The sequence below is a fragment of the Gordonia sp. NPDC057258 genome, from assembly GCF_042668985.1.
Classification (GTDB): domain Bacteria; phylum Actinomycetota; class Actinomycetes; order Mycobacteriales; family Mycobacteriaceae; genus Gordonia; species Gordonia hongkongensis.
The window spans coordinates 1-17,359 of record NZ_JBHUXZ010000058.1; the positions used below are offsets into that span (position 1 = coordinate 1).

Sequence of the window (17,359 nt, forward strand, 5' to 3'; positions counted from 1 at the left end):
CCCGGTCCTTGAGTTCCTCACTGTACTTGCGTGGTGCTGCCATGCTCTCCATCCTTCACAGGTTCGAGAGCCTCCGACAGACCCGGGGCGGTTCAGTGTCTTTCGATACCGACGCACCGTATGTTGACGACGCCTGAAAACTGACCCCCTGACGACGGGTGAATTTTGACCCCCCCCGTCTTGTTAGGAGGGTGATTTCAGTGGAGCAATGGGCAGAGATCCGCCGTTTGCATCGCAGTGAGGGTGTGCCGATCAGGGAGATCGCGCGCCGGTTGGGGGTGGCCCGCAACACCGTTCGTGCGGCGTTGGCTTCGGATACCGCGCCGAAGTACTCGCGGCCGGCGACGGGCTCGGCGGTCGACGCGTTCGAACCGCAGATCCGGGCGTTGCTGCGGGAGTATCCGACGATGCCGGCGACGGTGATCGCCGAGCGGGTTGGGTGGACGAGGTCGTTGACGGTCCTCAAAGACCGGGTCCGGGCTATTCGTCCAGAGTTTCGTGGGGTAGATCCAGCCGATCGGGTGATCTATCAGCCCGGCGGCTGTTCACAGTGGGATTTGTGGTTTCCGGACTACCGAATCCCTCTGAGCCACAATCAGTTCGCCATGCTACCGGTGTTGGTGATGACGTTGGCGTTCTCCCGGTACCGGTCGGCGGTGATGATCCCGTCTCGCCAGGGCGGAGACATCCTGACGGGAATGTGGCTGCTGCTGTCGCAACTGGGCGGGGTGACCCGCAAACTGGTGTGGGACCGCGAAGCCGCGATCGGCCCCAAGGGCACACCCACCGCGTTGGCGGCCGGCTTCGTGGGCACGTTGGGTACGCGGCTGGAGCTGGCGCCACCGCGAGACCCCGAGTACAAGGGCATGGTCGAACGCAACAACCGGTTCTTCGAGAGCTCGTTCCTGCCGGGCCGCCAGTTCAGCTCACCGGCCGATTTCACCGCCCAGTTCGATCGGTGGCTGGCCGATCATGCCAACACCCGAGTGGTGCGCGCGATCGGTGATCGACGCCCGTGTGACGTGTTCGCCGAGGACCTCGAGCAGATGACCGGCCTACCTCCGACCGCACCGCATATCGGCTTGAGTAGCCGGGTGCGACTCGGTCGCGACTACTACGTACGTGTAGCCGGCAATGACTATTCGGTGCACCCGTCGGTGATCGGTCGGTTCGTCGACATCACTGCCGACCTGCAGCAGGTGCGCATCCTCTGCGGCGAGGTCACCGTCGCCGACCACGCGCGCAGCTGGGCCAACCACGTCACCATCGCCGACCCTCAGCACGTGCGAGCAGCCAAAGAACTGCGCCGCGATTACCGCCGCCAAGACCTCGCCAACCGGGCCCGAAACGCCGCCCGCATCCGCGCCCACCCTGATGGCCACGAGGTGCCGATCCGGGCGTTACCGGACTACGACGAGCTGTTCGGGGTGAACTTTGCCACCCCGCCCCAAGCTCACCCGCCCACCACATCCACCAGCATTGAAAGGTGAAAGACTGTGTCCGACAATCAAACAGGTAAACAGATCGAGTTCGCGGCGCGGGCGTTGAAGATGCCAGCGATCCGCCGATGCTGGGCGGAATTGGCCGAGCGGGCCCGCACCGACAACTGGACCCACGAGCAGTACCTCGCAGCGATTCTTGACCGCCAGGTCAGCGAACGCGAAGCCAACGGCACCATGCTGCGGATCAGCGGCGCGCGCTTCCCTGCGGTCAAAACACTCGAGGACTTCAACTTCGACCACCTTCCAGGACTGCGTCGTGATGTGATCGCCCACCTGGCCACCAGCACCTGGATCGCCAAGAGCGACAACGTGATCCTTCTCGGACCACCCGGGGTGGGAAAAACCCACCTCGCGATCGCGCTCGGGATCAAAGCCGCACACAACGCCTACCCCGTGCTCTTCGACACCGCCACCGGATGGGCCACCCGCCTGACCGAGGCACACACCACCGGCCGCCTGGCCGCCGAACTCAAACGGCTCCGCCGCTACCGACTGATCATCATCGACGAGATCGGCTACCTCCCATTCGACTCCGACACCGCCAACCTGTTCTTCCAACTCATTGCCAGTCGCTACGAACAAGGCTCGATTCTGATCACCTCGAACATGCCATTCGGCCGTTGGGGCGAAGTCTTCGCCGACGACGTCGTCGCCGCCGCACTCATCGACCGCCTCGTCCATCACGCCGAGGTCATCGCTATCGACGGCGACTCCTACCGCACCAAAGCCCGACGAGAACTCGTCAACACCGACCAGTAACCACACCAAAGGGGGTCAAAATTCAACCGTCGATAAGGGGTCAGTTTTCAGCCGCCGTTGACACCGTAGACATCGGCGAAATGCGCTGAGATCTCGCCGGTTGTGAGGCCTTTGGCATACAGCGACAGCACTACCCGATCCACATCGGTGACGCGACGTTTGCTCTTACCGACAATTACCGGGTCGAAGGTGGCGTTGCGGTCGCGGGGCACCTCGATGGGCACCTGCCCGCACGCGTCGGTCAGGACCCGTTTCGTGCGCGTGCCGTTGCGTGAATTGCCGGTGTTGCGGCCGGCCACGTCATGTTTGTCATAGCCAAGATGTTCGGTCATCTCTTCATCGAGCGCGGCTTCGAGCACGCTCTTGGTCAGCGCTTTGAGCAGCCCGTCAGGACCGGTCAGAGCCACTCCCTGAGCGCGTGAGCTACGTACCAGATCGCTCACCAAAGCCTGCTCGGCCTTCGAGAGCTCACGCACCGCATCCGCGGTGGTGACATCGTGTTCCTGACCGGTCTGAACCGGCCCTGCCACCGGGGCATCCACGCCCCCGATTGTGTCGGTCATCGTCGTGATTCCTCCTGCCCCACGCCGGGGGCGATCAAAACCACTTACACCGAATCAGCGACAGTCCCCAACGCCGCGACGGGCCCTCCTGCGAGTTCTACCAGCGTCAACGACGCGAGGGGCGCTCGCACGTGGGTCGGGTGTGGTGCCGCGGCCGACCGTCGAGCGGGTGTCAGTCGATGAGGTGGGCGCGATGGCTGGATGACTGGCGGGGCCGGTCAGATCTCGGCACGTGCGTGCGTACTAGCGGGACGCTGGATGCGTGTCGGTTCGGGTACTCGGCCACCAGCTTGCTCTGCCGACAAGTGTGGCGATGGTCGGCACGACGATGGTGCGGACGATGAAGGTGTCGAGCAGCAGGCCGATGCCGATGATGAGTCCGACCTGGGTCATGATCGAGATGGATCCGGCCATGAGTCCGAACATGCTGGCAGCGAAGATGAGGCCGGCCGAGGTGATGACTGATCCGGTGTTGGTGACGGTTCTCAGGACGCCGATGCGGATGTTGTTTTGGGATTCTTCGCGTAGGCGAGAGATGAGAAGCATGTTGTAGTCGGCGCCGACCGCGACGAGGACTATGAAGGCCAGTAGTGGTACGGGCCAGGCGATGTCGGTTTTGAGGATGTGTTGAAAGATCAGGACGCCGATACCCAGTGCCGCGGTGTAGTTGAGTATGACGGTGCCCAGAAGGTATAGCGGCGCGATGAGTGCTCGGAGTAGGAGTATCAGGATCAGGCCGACGATGGTGAGGGTGGCCAACGCTAGGAGTCGGAAGTCTTCGGTGAGTAGACGTTGCAGATCGGCGTTGATGGCGGGGAACCCGGCTGTCGCGATGTTGGAGTCCTGCAGGGTTGTGTTCGGTCTGGCGGCGAGTGCGACATCGGTGATTGTGTCGGCCAGTTGCATGGCCTCGGTGCTGTAGGGGTCGAAGCTGGTTTGTATTGCGTAGCGCACGGTATGGCCGTCGGGCGAGACGAACTGGCGAGCGACGTCGACGAAACGGCGGTCTGCGTTGGCCTGAGGTGGGAGGTAGAAGCCGGTTGCTGAGTTTGTTCCGGCGGTCTCGCGGGCGGAGGTTTGTAGTTGTGTGGCTAGCGCGGCCATCCCGGCGAGTTGTTGAAGGTTGCTGTCGATCAGCGCGGATACACCGGCGGCGAGTTGGCGTGATCCCGCCGCGAGTTGACTGATACCTGTTTGCAGTTGGGTGAGCTTGCCGGGAAGGTCTTGGCTGCTGATGCTTCCCAGCGTGGAGCCCAGTGAGTTGACGGTGGAAGTGAGTTGGTCGGTGACTGTTGAGATCGGTGTATCCAGCTGCGCGAGTTGTGTTGACAGCGTGGCGATCTGGTCGAGGGTCCCGTTGCTCAGTAGGGCGTCGAGATTGCGGGTCTGCGCGCGCAGAGCTGCGCACTGCGGGACTTGGGTGCACCAGGGCGCATTATCGAGGATGGGCAGGATCGAGGTCACTGTTGCCAGGGCTGCAGATGTTTGGCGGGTGAGCGCGGCCAGCTGTGGGGCATTCTGAGAAGCGCGATCGAGCGCTGGTGCAGATGCGGCGAGTTGGCGTAGTAGTGGCTGGTACTGCTGAATTTGCTGCCCGGCTGTGCTTGCCTGATCGAGGATGCCGGCCAGGGGGGCCAAGTTGGTGCGTACCTGGGTGTCGAGCTGAGTAAGCCCGTCGGCGAGTTGGAATGCGCCTGTACGGAGCTGTTCGAGGTCACCGCGGCGGTTCTGGCCATCGTCGACCGCACCCGCCAGCCGGTTCCCGATCTGGCCGTTCTGCCAGGACAGCTCGGCTTGCTCGAGCTTGTCCCCGGTGGGACGGGTAACGCCGATGACTCGAGTCACTCCGGGGATCTGGGATACACGTGAGGCCATTTGCTCAAGATCGGCCAGCCCGCTGGCAGTACGGAGATCGATCGGTGCATCTACGACGAGGAACTCGGTGATAGTGACGTCTTGAGGGAAATGACGGTCGAGCAACGCGTAGCCTTCGTTGCTGTCGGTTGTCGCGGGTTGCCCCTCACGATCGTCGAAGGTGATCTGGATGCCCGTCGCGAAGACGCTAAGCACGATTAGCCCGACCAGGGTTAGTGCCAGCAGCGGCACAGGACGCCGCACGACGAGCACGGCGACGCGATTCCAGTACTTTCGGGTCAGATCTCGCCTGGGTGCGCCCCAGCCGAATCGTGCCGCCCACAGCAACACCGGTGGTAGCAGGGTGACCGTGGCGAGGAATCCGATGAGGATGGCGATCGCGCATGCCGGACCCAAGGTGGAGAACACGCTCAGCTGACCAAAGACCATCGCCAAAAAGGCCAGCGCCACCGTGGCAGCTGAAGCCAGGATGACCCGTCCGATAGTTGCTGTCGCGTCCACGAGCGCAACCTCGGTGGTGGCGTCCTGGCGTAGCCGTTCGTGATAGCGACTGATGAAGAAGACTGAGTAGTCGACCCCGGCTCCGAGCAGGATGACGGTCATGAACGCGACGGTGAACTGCGATACCGGCATACCGAGTTCGCCGAGTGCGGACAAGATGCCACGGCCCACGCCGAGGCTGACACCGATCACCAACAACGGCACCAGCGCGGTGAACAGCGATCGGTAAACGATCAACAGAATGATCGCGATAAGCGCCACCGTCGCCAGAGTGATCACGACTAAATCGCTTTCAGCACTGACGATCTGGTCACTGAAAGTGGCTGTCGGCCCGGTGACATGGACAGTGGTGCCCGTACCGTCAAACACGCGCTGCGCGGTTTGGCGCACGGTCTCCACAGCATGCGTGGCCGTTGGCCCTCCCAATGTTCCGGTGACCCCGACAGGCAGGTACCAGGCTTGCCCGTCCTCACTCAAGGCTTGGCCGGCCGTCGTCGGATCGGAAAGCAAATCCCGCACTGACTGCACATCGTCGAAATTTTCGCGCAGCTGCAGAACGAGCATGTCGTAGCGTTCCCGCGCCACGTCGGTGAACCCGTTCGGGTTCTCCATGGTCACGAAAACAGTGGTCTTGGCGCCCTTCTCACCGAACGCACCACCCATCTGATCGAGTGCTTGAAACGATGGAACCCCAGCAGGGATCGGATCAACAGACTGCTGCCGCACCACCGTCTCCAGCTGGGGAAACAGAATCGCCAAGACGATACCCACAGCCACCCACGCCCCGATGACGAGGAATCTGTGCGCCAAGGTGAACCGTGCCAACCGCCCCAATGTCGTGCTGTACTCGCTGCGTTCCGCCAACCGGCGCGCCGCCAAGCGCCCACCACTTGGACGTTGGACCACCATATGCAGCACCTCACCCTCGACCCAGCCCGTCTACGAAACCGACGGTATCGTTACGGTACTAGCAGTACCGTAGATGGGGAAGGAGGTCAGGAGGTTTGGTGTCGCCGGTGGGCCATGAGGAAATCGTCGACAAGCTGTTCGAGATCGCCAACGGTCATCGACCGAATGCCCGTGAGCTTGGCAAAGATCAGCGGGCCCGCGAGCTGGGTGACAGCCATGGTCAAATCGAAGTTGTCGAGCTCAGCCGTGGCCACGTCACTCGTCAAAACTCGATCGAATGGTTCTCGATACTGCTCGACGACTCGACGACGCAGTGGCGCGAGCGCGTTCTGATCCCCGTCGGATTGCCCGGATTGCCGGGGCTGCTCGGGAAGCATTGCCAACCATGCCAGCGTCGTCAACTGCAGCGGTGCATGCTCAATAAGCTCAGCCTGCCGCTGCATCAGCTTCAGCAGGTCATCACGGATCGACGTCGTCGTCTCGGGGGTCTCGGCCTGAGGCAACAATCGCTCGAAGGCAGCCGCCACCAGATCTGTGGAGCTCTCGAAGTGACGATACAAGGTGGTGCGAGCAACACGAGACAGTCGAGTGACCGCCTCCACGGTAACGGCTTCGACCCCGCCACTGTTCAGCAAGGTCACCGCAGCATCCAACAAACGCTGACGCGACCGAACCCGCCTCGGGTCAACATCGTCGAAATCGATGGTTTCCACCCTGGCCACTCCCTACGAAACCAAATCAAGAACCTCTGACTGCACACCAATACCGTCGGTAACAGAACGAAACTGCCAGTGGCGGTACCGATGGAAGGCTCGAGGGGGGCCTTATGAGTGCCGCCACGACTGTGGCACTGTCGTCAACAGTACCGTCTGTAGCGCTCCGCTACTAAGATGAGCGGCGACCAAGGATGATCCCCCATGACAGCCAGCAGTCAGGATTGTGAAATGCGCTCCGTTTGTGTGAGCAGTTCTGCCGCGTGCGTGACACAGGGCGGACCACCCGTACGAAGGGGATCAGACGGCGTCGAGGCGAGTGGCGAATCCAGGGTCGCCTAAGGGCCTGTCCCTATGGAATCGAACGCCTACTGTGGCTGCAGCGCCGTCTATGATCCCCCACGAGGTCTGGCACAGGTGCGCGGCAAACATGTCCCTGCTCATTCCATTCTGCCGACCGTGATCGATCCACCACTGGGTCGCTGATAGGCCAGCCCCCAGAATGGAGGCTACTGCTACGGCGACGGGGGACTCCTCGGCATCGACCTCTCGGAGGCCACGAGCGAACTCGTCGGAAATAATCTCCATTGCCGATCTCAGCTGATCTGCGGCCCCACCCTCGCCGGACTCAGAGTACTGGAACATGTGGTTCGTCATGAGGAAACGGACGACCGCTGGATGTTCATCAACCAAGGATACGTATGCGGACACCGCTGAACGGAAAAGTTCGTCGACGGTGCTGTCTGCCTGTCCGGAGAGCAGAGTTGACTGCGCTGACTCCCACATCATAGAACCCAGACGGGCTGCCACGGCGGAGTAGAGCCCAGCCCTGTCACCGAAATGGCGGTAGAGCTTAGGCTTCGACGCACCAGCCTCTTCCGCAAAATCGTCCATGCTCACGGCATCGCCGAACTTTTCGATCGCGCGTATCGCTGCATCGACGAGTTCAGCTTTGACGACGGCGCGGTGGTCGTCCCAGCGCGTGCTTCGAGCGTCGCGCACACGTCGCTGCACTTTCACCGGGGCCGCGGAGATGCGACGGACTACAGACATGACCTCCTACGTTATCAGGATGGCTGACTTGTCGCGCCAGTGACGCACTAGCCAGTGAACATGGGTTGGGTCGACGAGACCCGCGTCAGGCGGATTTGTCTAATCTGGCCACGGCTGAATTGAAGTCTTCGACGGCCTCTAGGTTGGACATGTGACCGACTTTGTCAAGAAGAGTGAATTCAAATAGAACGCCCTTCCGACCCAGGCGCGCTGCGAGATCCACTGAATGGGTCGCTGGGGTCAGTCTGTCGGCATCACCTACGATGACCGTCGCCGGCACCTCCAGCGAGTCAACCCCCTTACTGACGTCGATTGTCGCCAACACTGAACCCCACATCCCGCGCACCTGTGGTGGGCATCGCAACACGATGTCGGCGCACTCGTCGACTACCTCGGCAGTCGCGCCCGGGCCCAGGGTTCCGTAACGAATCAGGCGGCGAGACAAACGCGTCCCCTGCATCTCGGGTCCGGCGACTGCAAGACTGGCCGCGAAGGCCCGCTCAAGTCTCGGTCGTAGCTGTCGGGGAACCTTGAGCAATGTAGACCGATCCACCAACTGTGATGGCCCGGTGCTTGCCAGTACTACTCCGCGGGCCAGCTCCGAAACCGAGGCGGGGTACTCAGCCGCCCAACTCATGATGGACATGCCTCCCATGCTGTGTCCGACCACGACAGCCTTGTCGGCGGGAGTCGCCACTGCCCGGACTACGGCCTCCATATCATCGGCCAAGAGCTTCGCCGAGAACGGTACCCGGCCCCGGTCGCTCAACCCGTGTCCGCGTTGGTCGTAGACCACCACCCGATGCGTCGCCGCGAACTGCTCGACCTGCGGACGCCAGAAACGTCCCTGACAAGCCCAGCCGTGACTAAAGACTAGGAGCGGAGCATCCCGGCCCGGACCGAATTCCTGAGCGAACAACTTGGTCCCGTCGGAGGAAAGGACCTCGAGGTCACGCGATCCTCGCGACGCACTCGCAAACTCAGAGGTCATCGAAGCTCACCGTGACAGAATCCGTCAGCGGAAGTGCCTGGCATGCGAGCCGTTCACCGTCGGCAATGTCATCTTCAACGAGGATGTGGTTTTGTGCCATTTCTACATCACCCTCAACCAGCTTGCATACGCACGCGCTGCAGGCCCCTTCTCGGCAGGAGTACGGGGCATTGTGACCTTGGGCCAATAGCACGTCGAGCAACGGAGTGTTGCGCGGCCACTCAGTCGTGATGGACTGCCCATTCAGATAGACCGTGGCGGTCGCCACACCATCGTCGTCACTGAGCTGACGCATCGTGGCTGTCTCGAATGGATCTCCGGTCAGTGACTGAAAGACTTCTCGATGTACCGAGGCGTGCTCGACACCGCAGGCCTCCGCCGACTTCTGAACCAGATCCATGAACGGCGCCGGACCACAGGTGTAGATCTGTGCACCGCGGTGCTCACGTATGGCGGATTCGACATCCTCAGGTGCCGGAATCCCCATAGCCGACTCCAACCAGTGGAAGACCGTGAAACGCTCGGGGAACTCGGAGGCGATCTGCGCCAGTTGGCCCTCGTACATGATCGACTCGGCATCGCGATTCGCGTAGAACAGTGTGACTTCGCCCCCGCCGCACACAAGCGCCGACTTAATCAGCGACAAGACCGGAGTGATCCCACTTCCTCCTGCAAAGAATAGAAAATCGACGTCGAGATTCTTAGCCGTGAAGTGCCCCGACGGCGGGAGGACGGTCAACTCCATTCCCGTCATCGCGTTGTCGCACAGCCAGTTCGATGCGTAACCGTTCTCCGTCCGCTTGATCCCGATCTCGAGACGGAAGTCCTCGACGTGAGGCGAGCTGCTCAACGAGTAGCATCGTGCGACATGACCGGTCCGATCAGATGGGATCTTCACGGTGATGAATTGCCCTGGGACATGCTTGAACTCCTCGACCATGGCATCGGGGATCTCGAACGAAATGGTGACGGAGTCTTTCGTTTCCTGGGTCACTTCTGAGACGCGCAAGGTGCGTGAGCGGGCTGCGGCAGCCGGACGTGCATCGGGTTCGACGGTCACTTGAGGATCCCCTGTCTACGTGCGACCGCGTAACCCGCCCGTGTCAGTGGCGCCGCGATGTCCTGGTAGCGGGGACCGATCACCCGTGCCACGAAGTCGAAACCGCGGGCGTCCGCACCGATCAACACTCGTGCCTTCTTCTTGTCCATACCTTTGAGGATTGTCGCCGCTGCTTTATCCGGGGTGCTTCGTGCGATCCTGTCGAACAGCGAGGCGACAGTCGCGGTGTCTGCCCCCATGGCGGAAACGCCTCGGGCATTGTTGACGATGTTGGTTTTTACACCCCCCGGGTGCACACATGTCACTGTGACCGGGTATCGACTGATTTTCATCTCCTGTCGGAGCGCCTCGGTGAAGCCTCTGACGCCGAATTTCGCGGCATTGTATGCGCTCTGGCTGGGGATTCCGATCAAGCCGAAGACGCTCGACGTGTTAATGAGATGTCCGTCCCCGGACGCGATCAGGTGAGGCAGAAACGCCTTCGACCCGTTAACGACTCCGCCAAAGTTGATGCCCATGAGCCAGTCGAAGTCTTCCCAGGTCATGTCGACCACGTCGACGCCCAAGGCCACGCCGGCGTTGTTGAACACCATGTCGACGTGGCCCGACTCTGACCGCACTCCGTCGGCATAGTCCTGAAACGCACTGCGGTCCGCAACGTCTAGTACGGCGGCGGTTACCGTCGCCGCATACGTGGTGCGGCAAAGTTCTGCAGTCTCCTTCAAGTGCATCTCATTAATGTCGGACAGTGCCAGTGCGGCACCTCGCTCCGCCAACTGGAGTGCCAGAGACCGACCGATCCCTGACGCGGCACCGGTGATCACTGCCACCTTGCCTGTGTAATCATGCCGGTCAGAATTGCTCACTGTCGTCTCACCATTTCTACGAATCGTGTCTCTCCGTGCGTTCGGGCTCAGGCGATGTCGTACTCGGCGGGGTCGAAATCTTTTGTGGCGCGCCAGTACTGCCATGTGAAGCCCGGCCACACGGTCCGGTTGACGCCCTGCGAGTCGAGATACCAACTCGTGCAGCCGCCGTTGGTCCACACTCCCTTGGCCAGCTTCCGCTGGATGTCGGTGTTGAACTGTTCTTGCACGGACGGGCGTACGTCAACCTTCTCAGCGCCTCGGCTTTCTACTGTGTCGATGGCCTTCATGATGTATTTGATCTGTTGCTCGATCATGAACACCACTGAGTTGTGGCCGAGGCCCGTGTTGGGTCCGAGGAGGAAAAACAGGTTGGGAAAACCCTCGGTCGTGATGCCCAGGTGCGTGTTAATCCCCGTCTGATGCCAGTGGGACGGGAGATCCTCGCCAGTGGCACCTTTCAGGGCGAGCTGATCGAAACCATCAGTCACGTGAAAACCGGTCGCATAAATTATAACGTCCACGAGATGCTCGACGCCGTCTGAGGTGATGATGGAATCAGCGGTGACCCTCTCAATCCGATCGCTGATGACAGTGGTGTTAGGTGCCGCAAGTGCAGGGTAATAGTCGTTTGACCCCAGAATTCGCTTACAGCCGATACGATACGACGGGGTCAGTTTCTTGCGTAGTGCCGGATCAGAGATGGAGCGTTCAATGTTCCACCGAGCGACCCGTTCGATTGGCCGCATAAGGTTGGAGTGACCGTTGAGGCCGAAGGCTAGGCTCTCCGCACCCCAGTACACCGACCACCTGGCGATACGACGTGCAATCGGGAGTCTGCTCAGAAGAGTCCGCAGGGCCGGCGGAACGGTGAAATTCTTGCGGGGTAGGACCCAGGCAGGGGTTCGCTGGAAGACCTTGAGGGACATGGCCTCCTTCTGTACGAACGGCACAAACTGGATAGCGCTGGCACCAGTGCCGATCACGGCGACACGCTTGCCCTCCAGATCCACCGAATGATCCCACTGTGCGGAGTGAAACGCTTCGCCTTTAAAGTCCTCAATCCCCGAAATTTCGGGAAAATTGGGGATATGCAGCGCACCGACTCCTGAAACTACGAACTGAGCAATGTACTCACGTCCGGACTCAGTACGCAGGTGCCACCGCGACTCTGACTCGCTCCAGTATCCGGAAACCAACTTCTGACCGAAATGAATCTTTTGTGTCACGCCGCGCTTGTCCGCGACGTCTTGTAGATACCGCTCAATTTCTGGTTGTGACGACCACACCTTCGACCAGCTACCTCGACTTTCGAATGAGTACGAGTACATCAGCGACGGGACGTCACATGCACAGCCCGGATAGGTATTGTCGCGCCAGGTTCCACCGACGGAGCTTGCCTTCTCCAGGATTAGAAAGTCGCTGTACCCGCGACGTCTTAGCTGTGCGGCCATCCCGAGACCAGAGAACCCGCTTCCGATGATCAGAATCTTGGTCGAAATCGGGTCGTCGGTTGAGTCGGTTTTGGCGGCGGCGCGCGAGGCGCGCCGGGTAGTTGAAGATGCCATGTTTATGCTTTCTCCCTCGTGGGTTCGTTGGCACAACACATCACCTGCGCACAGTGGCAGCGGGTGATCTGTTGAGGCGGAAGTGATCGCGAAGCCATCGAGAATGCTCCGCACAGGTCTAACTGATGTCGACCGTGACGGCTCGGCCGCGTGAACGGAGATCAGCGGAGATCGTCGGGAAGGCTCCGCGTCGCGCGCCACATGGCCATTGTGAACTTGCCTTCCAGCATTCCCGCCTCATGGAAGAACCGAATCATGGGCTCCGACATGAACTGCAGGTTGGTCCGATAGTTTGGGCTGGTTTGTTGTGCCCATACGCCACGCCAGCGGCTAATTCCCACTGCGGGGTACACTTTCGGATTAATGAGCAGCGGGTACGCCAGGTTCGCGATGACGGCAAGCACCCCTCGGTGCCAAGCGCGCGTCGCCTTACGTCGACGCTGCATGCCTTCGATCATCTCCAGTCGCGCAAAGGTAATGTGACGGGCTTCCTCGAGGACATGGATCTTCATGAGCTGGCGAAGCTGAGGCTGCATACTGGGGTCGTTCATCGCCTCGCGCTGGGCGCGGTCCAGGATTTCCTCGATCAGCAGCGTGGCTCCGGACACCGACGGTCCGAGCGGGACGAAATGCAGGATCTTTGCGAAGCTCAAGAAGCCCTTAGGGAGCTTGTAAGGGGGCACGCCTGTTTTGTTAATGAGGCGCGCGAACATAGTGGAATGGCGGGACTCATCGCCGATTTCTGTTAGCGCGTATAGGGACTTCTGATCGGTTAGGGCCCCCTTTGCCGACATGCGCAGGAGCGCCGAACTCAAGAGGTTCTCTGCGTAGATGCCGAAACTGAGGATGCTCACGATCTCGTGGCGTCCCAGCTCGCGACGCTGCTCCTCGGTCATCTTGTTCCATAGTTTGGTGCCGTATAGCGACACCCGGTGCTCTGGCAGAAAGTACTTGCCTTCCTCCCAGGGCGACTCCCAGTCGATGTCGATCTCCGCGTCGTAGAACTTCTCCGCGGAAGACCGCAACAGACGACCTGCAGATCGTTCCATGTCGACGGGCTTACGCCCGTTCACCCGAGCCATGCCCTCCTTCGAAAAGTCGGGGTTCATCTGGACATCCTGCACGGTCATGTCTTCTCCTCGGTCGTTCAAGGCTGGGAGTCGGGGCCTGGCGCCCAGTACCCATTACTCATAGTATCTGGTACTGCTAGTATCCACGAACTGCGATATTTGTCAACGCTCAATGCGAAGAAGGTAGGACTGCATGTCTGACGACCATGACCTCGACTACTCCGGCGAAGGAACCCTGGTGTGCCGCGGGGCGGAGATCCATGTCGAAGCGAAGATCAAAGGCTATTTCCAGCCGCTGAACGGCCTGTACACCTGGTATGGCCGGATTCAGAAGAATGATGAGCTCGACGGGCTCCTGAAAGGCGCCCGCGCGATCGCTGTATTTACGACCCCCGAGGGCCGAGCGGAGTGTGTCGTCGGGGATCCCGACTTCTGGGGCCGATACCGCATCTCAGGCAAGAGCACTCCGCCATACCACCTGCCCACCACTCTCGAGGAAGTCGAGAACATGGTCGAGCACCACCACAAGTGACAACCATCCACCGCCGCACGGACATTCGCGAAACGGGTCCGCACGATTGGGTCGCCCACTTCAGGTCGAGAGGATATTGCACATGGTGAGTTCGTCTCCCATTCGAACCCGCCCGTCGAGAGGGGGCGAGAAACTCGGCGAGTACAGTCCGACCCTTGAGCGGGTTGCATGGTTTACCCTCCGCCGCAAGGGAATTGTGACGCTGGTCTGGCTCGGCGCCGCCATCGGCTTAGGCCTTCTCTTTCCTCAACTGGAGTCAGTGATACGGGAACAATCTGTGGATCCGATCCCGGCCGGAGTCCCGTCTTTTCAGACCTTGGACCGTATGGGTGCATCTTTCGACGAGCGCGGCGCCAAGACCACAGTATTCGTTGTGATGGAGAACAGTGCAGGCCTGTCCGACAACACCCGCGATCGATATCACGTGCTTGTCGACACCCTGCGGGCGGACGACAGGCACGTCATCGCTGTCCGGGACCTGCTGAGCGATCCCCTCACCGCAAGTCAGGCTCTCAGCAAAGACAAGCAAGCCTGGTATCTGCCCGTGGGAGTGGCCGGCACACTCGGGGGACCCGATACCGCGGAGGCGGTCGCAGCGGTGCGTGAGATCGCTGAGAGTATCTTTCGTGACAGTGGGACGACAGTCCGTGTGACAGGCCCGCCCGCGACCTTTAGCGACCAACTCGCCGTGGGCGAGTCGGATCTGGTCCTGATCACTGTTGCCACCGTGCTGCTGATCGCCGTGATCCTCCTGATCGTCTATCGTTCGGTCTTCACCGCGCTGATGCCGCTGCTTGTCGTGGGCATGAGCTTGGCTGTGGGTCGCGGAGTTCTATCTGGACTGGGCGAGCTGGGCATGCCGGTATCCCAGTTCACGTCAATGTTCATGACCGTCATCATCTTTGGTGCCGGAGTTGACTATTCGGTGTTCCTCATCAGCCGCTATCATGAAGGTATTCGAGCGGGTTACTCTCCTGATGTCGCTATCGCCCACGCGAATGCAACTATCGGCCGCGTGGTTCTAGCGTCGGCGGGCACTGTGGCCCTAGCGTTCCTGGCTATGGCCTTCGCCAAGCTCAGTGTGTTTAACACTTTGGGTCCGGCCTGCGCAATCGCCATAGCTTTCGCATTCTTGGCGACGGTGACATTGCTGCCCCTCGTACTCTCTTTCGCTGCCAAGAAAGGCGCCGGCCTTCCCCGCCGTGACCTGACGCGGGATTACTGGAGAAGAGTCGGAGTCATGGTTATCCGGCGGCCGGTCCCTCTGCTCGCGATCAGTGTGGTCGTGTTGATCGGCCTCGCCATGGTCGCCGCAACAATTCAGATCACCTACGACGATCGCGAGGGGCAGCCACCTGACACAGGGAGCAACGAAGGATACGCGCTTCTCAACCGCCACTTCCCGAAAGACATCATCATCTCAGAATTCTTGGTGGTGGAGTCCGAGAACGACATGCGCACGGCTCAAGGCCTTGCCGACCTCGACCAGCTAGCCTCCCGCGTCGCGCAGATTCCCGGCGTGACCAGGGTCATTGGCGTGACGCGGCCGACCGGTGAGAAGCTAGAGCAGGCGCAATTATCTTGGCAGAATGATCAGATCGGTACCAAGATCACCGAGGAGACCGGTGATGGACAGGCCCGCAAGGGTGATCTGGCCGTCCTGAAGACGGGGTCAGAGCAGCTCGCCGGAGGCCTGGCACTGTTAGAAGACCAGATATCCTCCAACCTCGCTCCGCTGTCGGGGTTGCTCGACGAGGTGTCGTCATTTGGCCCGCAGCTCGACGAGTATCGGCCGCTTGTGAACCAACTGGCGAACGCTGCCCCAAGGCTTAGACAGTTTTCCAAGCAAGCGCCCGAGCTGTCTCAACTCGCACGTCGGGCCCAGTCTGCGGCAGATGCGGTCGCGCCGGCGTTGTCCGCGTTAGACAATCCGTGGTGCCAGCAGATCGCGCAGTGCTCGGCACTGCGCGCGCAAATGGCCGACATCCGGGCACTCGCGGATGATCAGTCGCTTGGGAGGGTGGCTGACTTTGCCGCGCAGCTCGGCCGCGTGAGTGCGCCAGGCTCGACCAACATTGCACAGCTGCAGCGTTCTCTTCAAACGCTGGATTCTGCACTACAAGCCATCGGCGGACAGGACCTCGGGAACAGGCTCTCGCAACTCGAATCCGGCGTCGGCGCACTTGCCGACGGCGCGCGTCAGTTGTCGAACGGAGTCGGTGCTCTGGTGGACAGCAACCTTCAGCTACTCAGTGGACTGGCACAGGTCGCCGCACAGCTTCGGGCTCCCGCACGGGAGGTCGGCGATTCTGACTCGGCAACCGGCTTCTATCTCCCCGCGGATGCGTTCAAGGACCAGCAGTTCAGTCAGGTCGCTCGACAGTTCATCTCGTCCGACGGGAAAACCGTGCGCTATGCGGTACAGACCGCCTACGACCCATACTCTGCCGATGCAATGACGCTGGCGAACGAGCTGTCCAGCGTCGCCGAGAACGCGATGCCGAACACCACTCTGGAGGGCGGACGTGCTTCTGTTGCGGGCTTTCCTGCGATCAATGCCGACGTCCAGCGACTGTTGTCGTACGATTTCAAACTGCTCGGCATAGCCACCCTTCTCATCGTGGGTCTGATCCTGATGCTGCTGTTGCGGGCCGTCGTTGCACCTGTCTATCTCCTTGCAACCGTCGTCTTGAACTACATGGCGGCTCTCGGTATTGGTGTGCTCGTACTTCAACACATCCTCGGTGCCGGGATCGCCTGGCCCGTGCCACTGGTGTCGTTCATTGTCTTGGTGGCGGTGGGCGCCGACTACAACATGCTGCTGGTGTCACGGCTGAGAGAGGAAACGAGGTGGAGCGTGCGGGTCGGCGTAATGCGTACCGTCGCTTACACCGGGTCGGTCATCACCTCGGCTGGGTTGATATTCGCGGCCAGCATGTTTGGGCTGATGGTCGGGTCCATCGATGTGATGGTGCAAATCGGGTTCATCATCGGTGTCGGTTTGCTGCTCGACACGTTCCTGGTGCGGACCTTAGTAGTCCCGGCGCTAGCGGTGCTGCTGGGCACTGCGAGCTGGTGGCCGGGTGACATCGACCGTTTCCGGCTCGCCCCTTGACCATCGCAAAAGTCACGCGGACGGACCCATGGGGATCTGACAAGCGTCGGTCGCTGAATATCCCGACCATTCCGTCAACAGGTAGGAGGGGCATAAGCATGACGCAGCACCGTCGCCCGTGATAGATGAGTTGCGTCCTAATTCAAACGCTAGCTGCACTGACCTTGGTACGCGGCTGGCTGGTGGTTGAACCGCCCCGGGTCTGTCGGAGGCTCTCGAACCTGTGAAGGATGGAGAGCATGGCAGCACCACGCAAGTACAGTGAGGAACTCAAGGACCGGG

12 protein-coding genes and 1 pseudogene are annotated in these 17,359 nt (G+C 60.9%); 4 read left to right on the top strand and 9 right to left on the bottom strand.

The features are described 5' to 3' along the window. Positions 1-191 precede the first annotated feature (191 nt). Both istA and istB read left to right on the top strand, forming a co-directional pair. Positions 192-1,490, top strand: a complete 1,299-nt coding sequence (gene istA / locus ACFUEJ_RS23550; protein WP_165629285.1) for an IS21 family transposase — start codon at positions 192-194, stop codon at positions 1,488-1,490. A 6-nt stretch (positions 1,491-1,496) separates the two neighbouring features. Then, positions 1,497-2,261: an IS21-like element helper ATPase IstB gene (istB, locus tag ACFUEJ_RS23555; protein ID WP_004021756.1), complete on the top strand. Its 765-nt coding sequence runs from the start codon at positions 1,497-1,499 to the stop codon at positions 2,259-2,261. Between the two features lie 56 nt (positions 2,262-2,317). Here istB and ACFUEJ_RS23560 read toward each other — a convergent pair. From ACFUEJ_RS23560 to ACFUEJ_RS23600, 9 genes and pseudogenes are all read right to left on the bottom strand, one after another. Beyond that, a pseudogene (locus ACFUEJ_RS23560) lies at positions 2,318-2,824 on the bottom strand (transposase); the annotation flags it as partial. A 243-nt stretch (positions 2,825-3,067) separates the two neighbouring features. Further along, on the bottom strand, positions 3,068-6,109 hold the full coding sequence (locus ACFUEJ_RS23565) for an RND family transporter (RefSeq protein ID WP_033206569.1): 3,042 nt from the start codon (positions 6,107-6,109) through the stop codon (positions 3,068-3,070). An 86-nt stretch (positions 6,110-6,195) separates the two neighbouring features. Next, positions 6,196-6,822 carry a TetR/AcrR family transcriptional regulator gene (locus ACFUEJ_RS23570; RefSeq protein WP_004021759.1) on the bottom strand — a complete coding sequence of 209 codons (627 nt, stop codon included), beginning with the start codon at positions 6,820-6,822 and terminating at the stop codon, positions 6,196-6,198. Positions 6,823-7,122: 300 nt separating this feature from the next. Continuing rightward, positions 7,123-7,875, bottom strand: coding sequence for a TetR/AcrR family transcriptional regulator (locus tag ACFUEJ_RS23575; RefSeq protein ID WP_004021760.1), 753 nt, complete (start codon positions 7,873-7,875; stop codon positions 7,123-7,125). A gap of 85 nt (positions 7,876-7,960) precedes the next feature. Further along, positions 7,961-8,866, bottom strand: a complete 906-nt coding sequence (locus ACFUEJ_RS23580; RefSeq protein ID WP_004021761.1) for an alpha/beta fold hydrolase — start codon at positions 8,864-8,866, stop codon at positions 7,961-7,963. Continuing rightward, a complete protein-coding gene (locus ACFUEJ_RS23585; RefSeq protein ID WP_165629286.1) occupies positions 8,856-9,926 on the bottom strand; it encodes a ferredoxin--NADP reductase in 1,071 nt (356 codons plus the stop codon). Before ACFUEJ_RS23585 ends, ACFUEJ_RS23580 begins: the two co-directional genes overlap by 11 nt. Further along, positions 9,923-10,792 carry an SDR family oxidoreductase gene (locus tag ACFUEJ_RS23590; RefSeq protein ID WP_207624928.1) on the bottom strand — a complete coding sequence of 290 codons (870 nt, stop codon included), beginning with the start codon at positions 10,790-10,792 and terminating at the stop codon, positions 9,923-9,925. Before ACFUEJ_RS23590 ends, ACFUEJ_RS23585 begins: the two co-directional genes overlap by 4 nt. A 47-nt stretch (positions 10,793-10,839) precedes the next feature. After that, positions 10,840-12,360, bottom strand: a complete 1,521-nt coding sequence (locus ACFUEJ_RS23595; RefSeq protein ID WP_388032286.1) for a flavin-containing monooxygenase — start codon at positions 12,358-12,360, stop codon at positions 10,840-10,842. 161 nt (positions 12,361-12,521) lie between these two features. Continuing rightward, on the bottom strand, positions 12,522-13,490 hold the full coding sequence (locus tag ACFUEJ_RS23600; RefSeq protein WP_388032288.1) for a diiron oxygenase: 969 nt from the start codon (positions 13,488-13,490) through the stop codon (positions 12,522-12,524). A gap of 133 nt (positions 13,491-13,623) precedes the next feature. Between ACFUEJ_RS23600 and ACFUEJ_RS23605 the strand changes: the two genes are divergently transcribed. Continuing rightward, positions 13,624-13,962: a DUF4873 domain-containing protein gene (locus ACFUEJ_RS23605; protein WP_004021766.1), complete on the top strand. Its 339-nt coding sequence runs from the start codon at positions 13,624-13,626 to the stop codon at positions 13,960-13,962. A gap of 82 nt (positions 13,963-14,044) precedes the next feature. Further along, positions 14,045-17,077: an RND family transporter gene (locus ACFUEJ_RS23610; RefSeq protein ID WP_014928953.1), complete on the top strand. Its 3,033-nt coding sequence runs from the start codon at positions 14,045-14,047 to the stop codon at positions 17,075-17,077. Positions 17,078-17,359 lie beyond the last annotated feature (282 nt).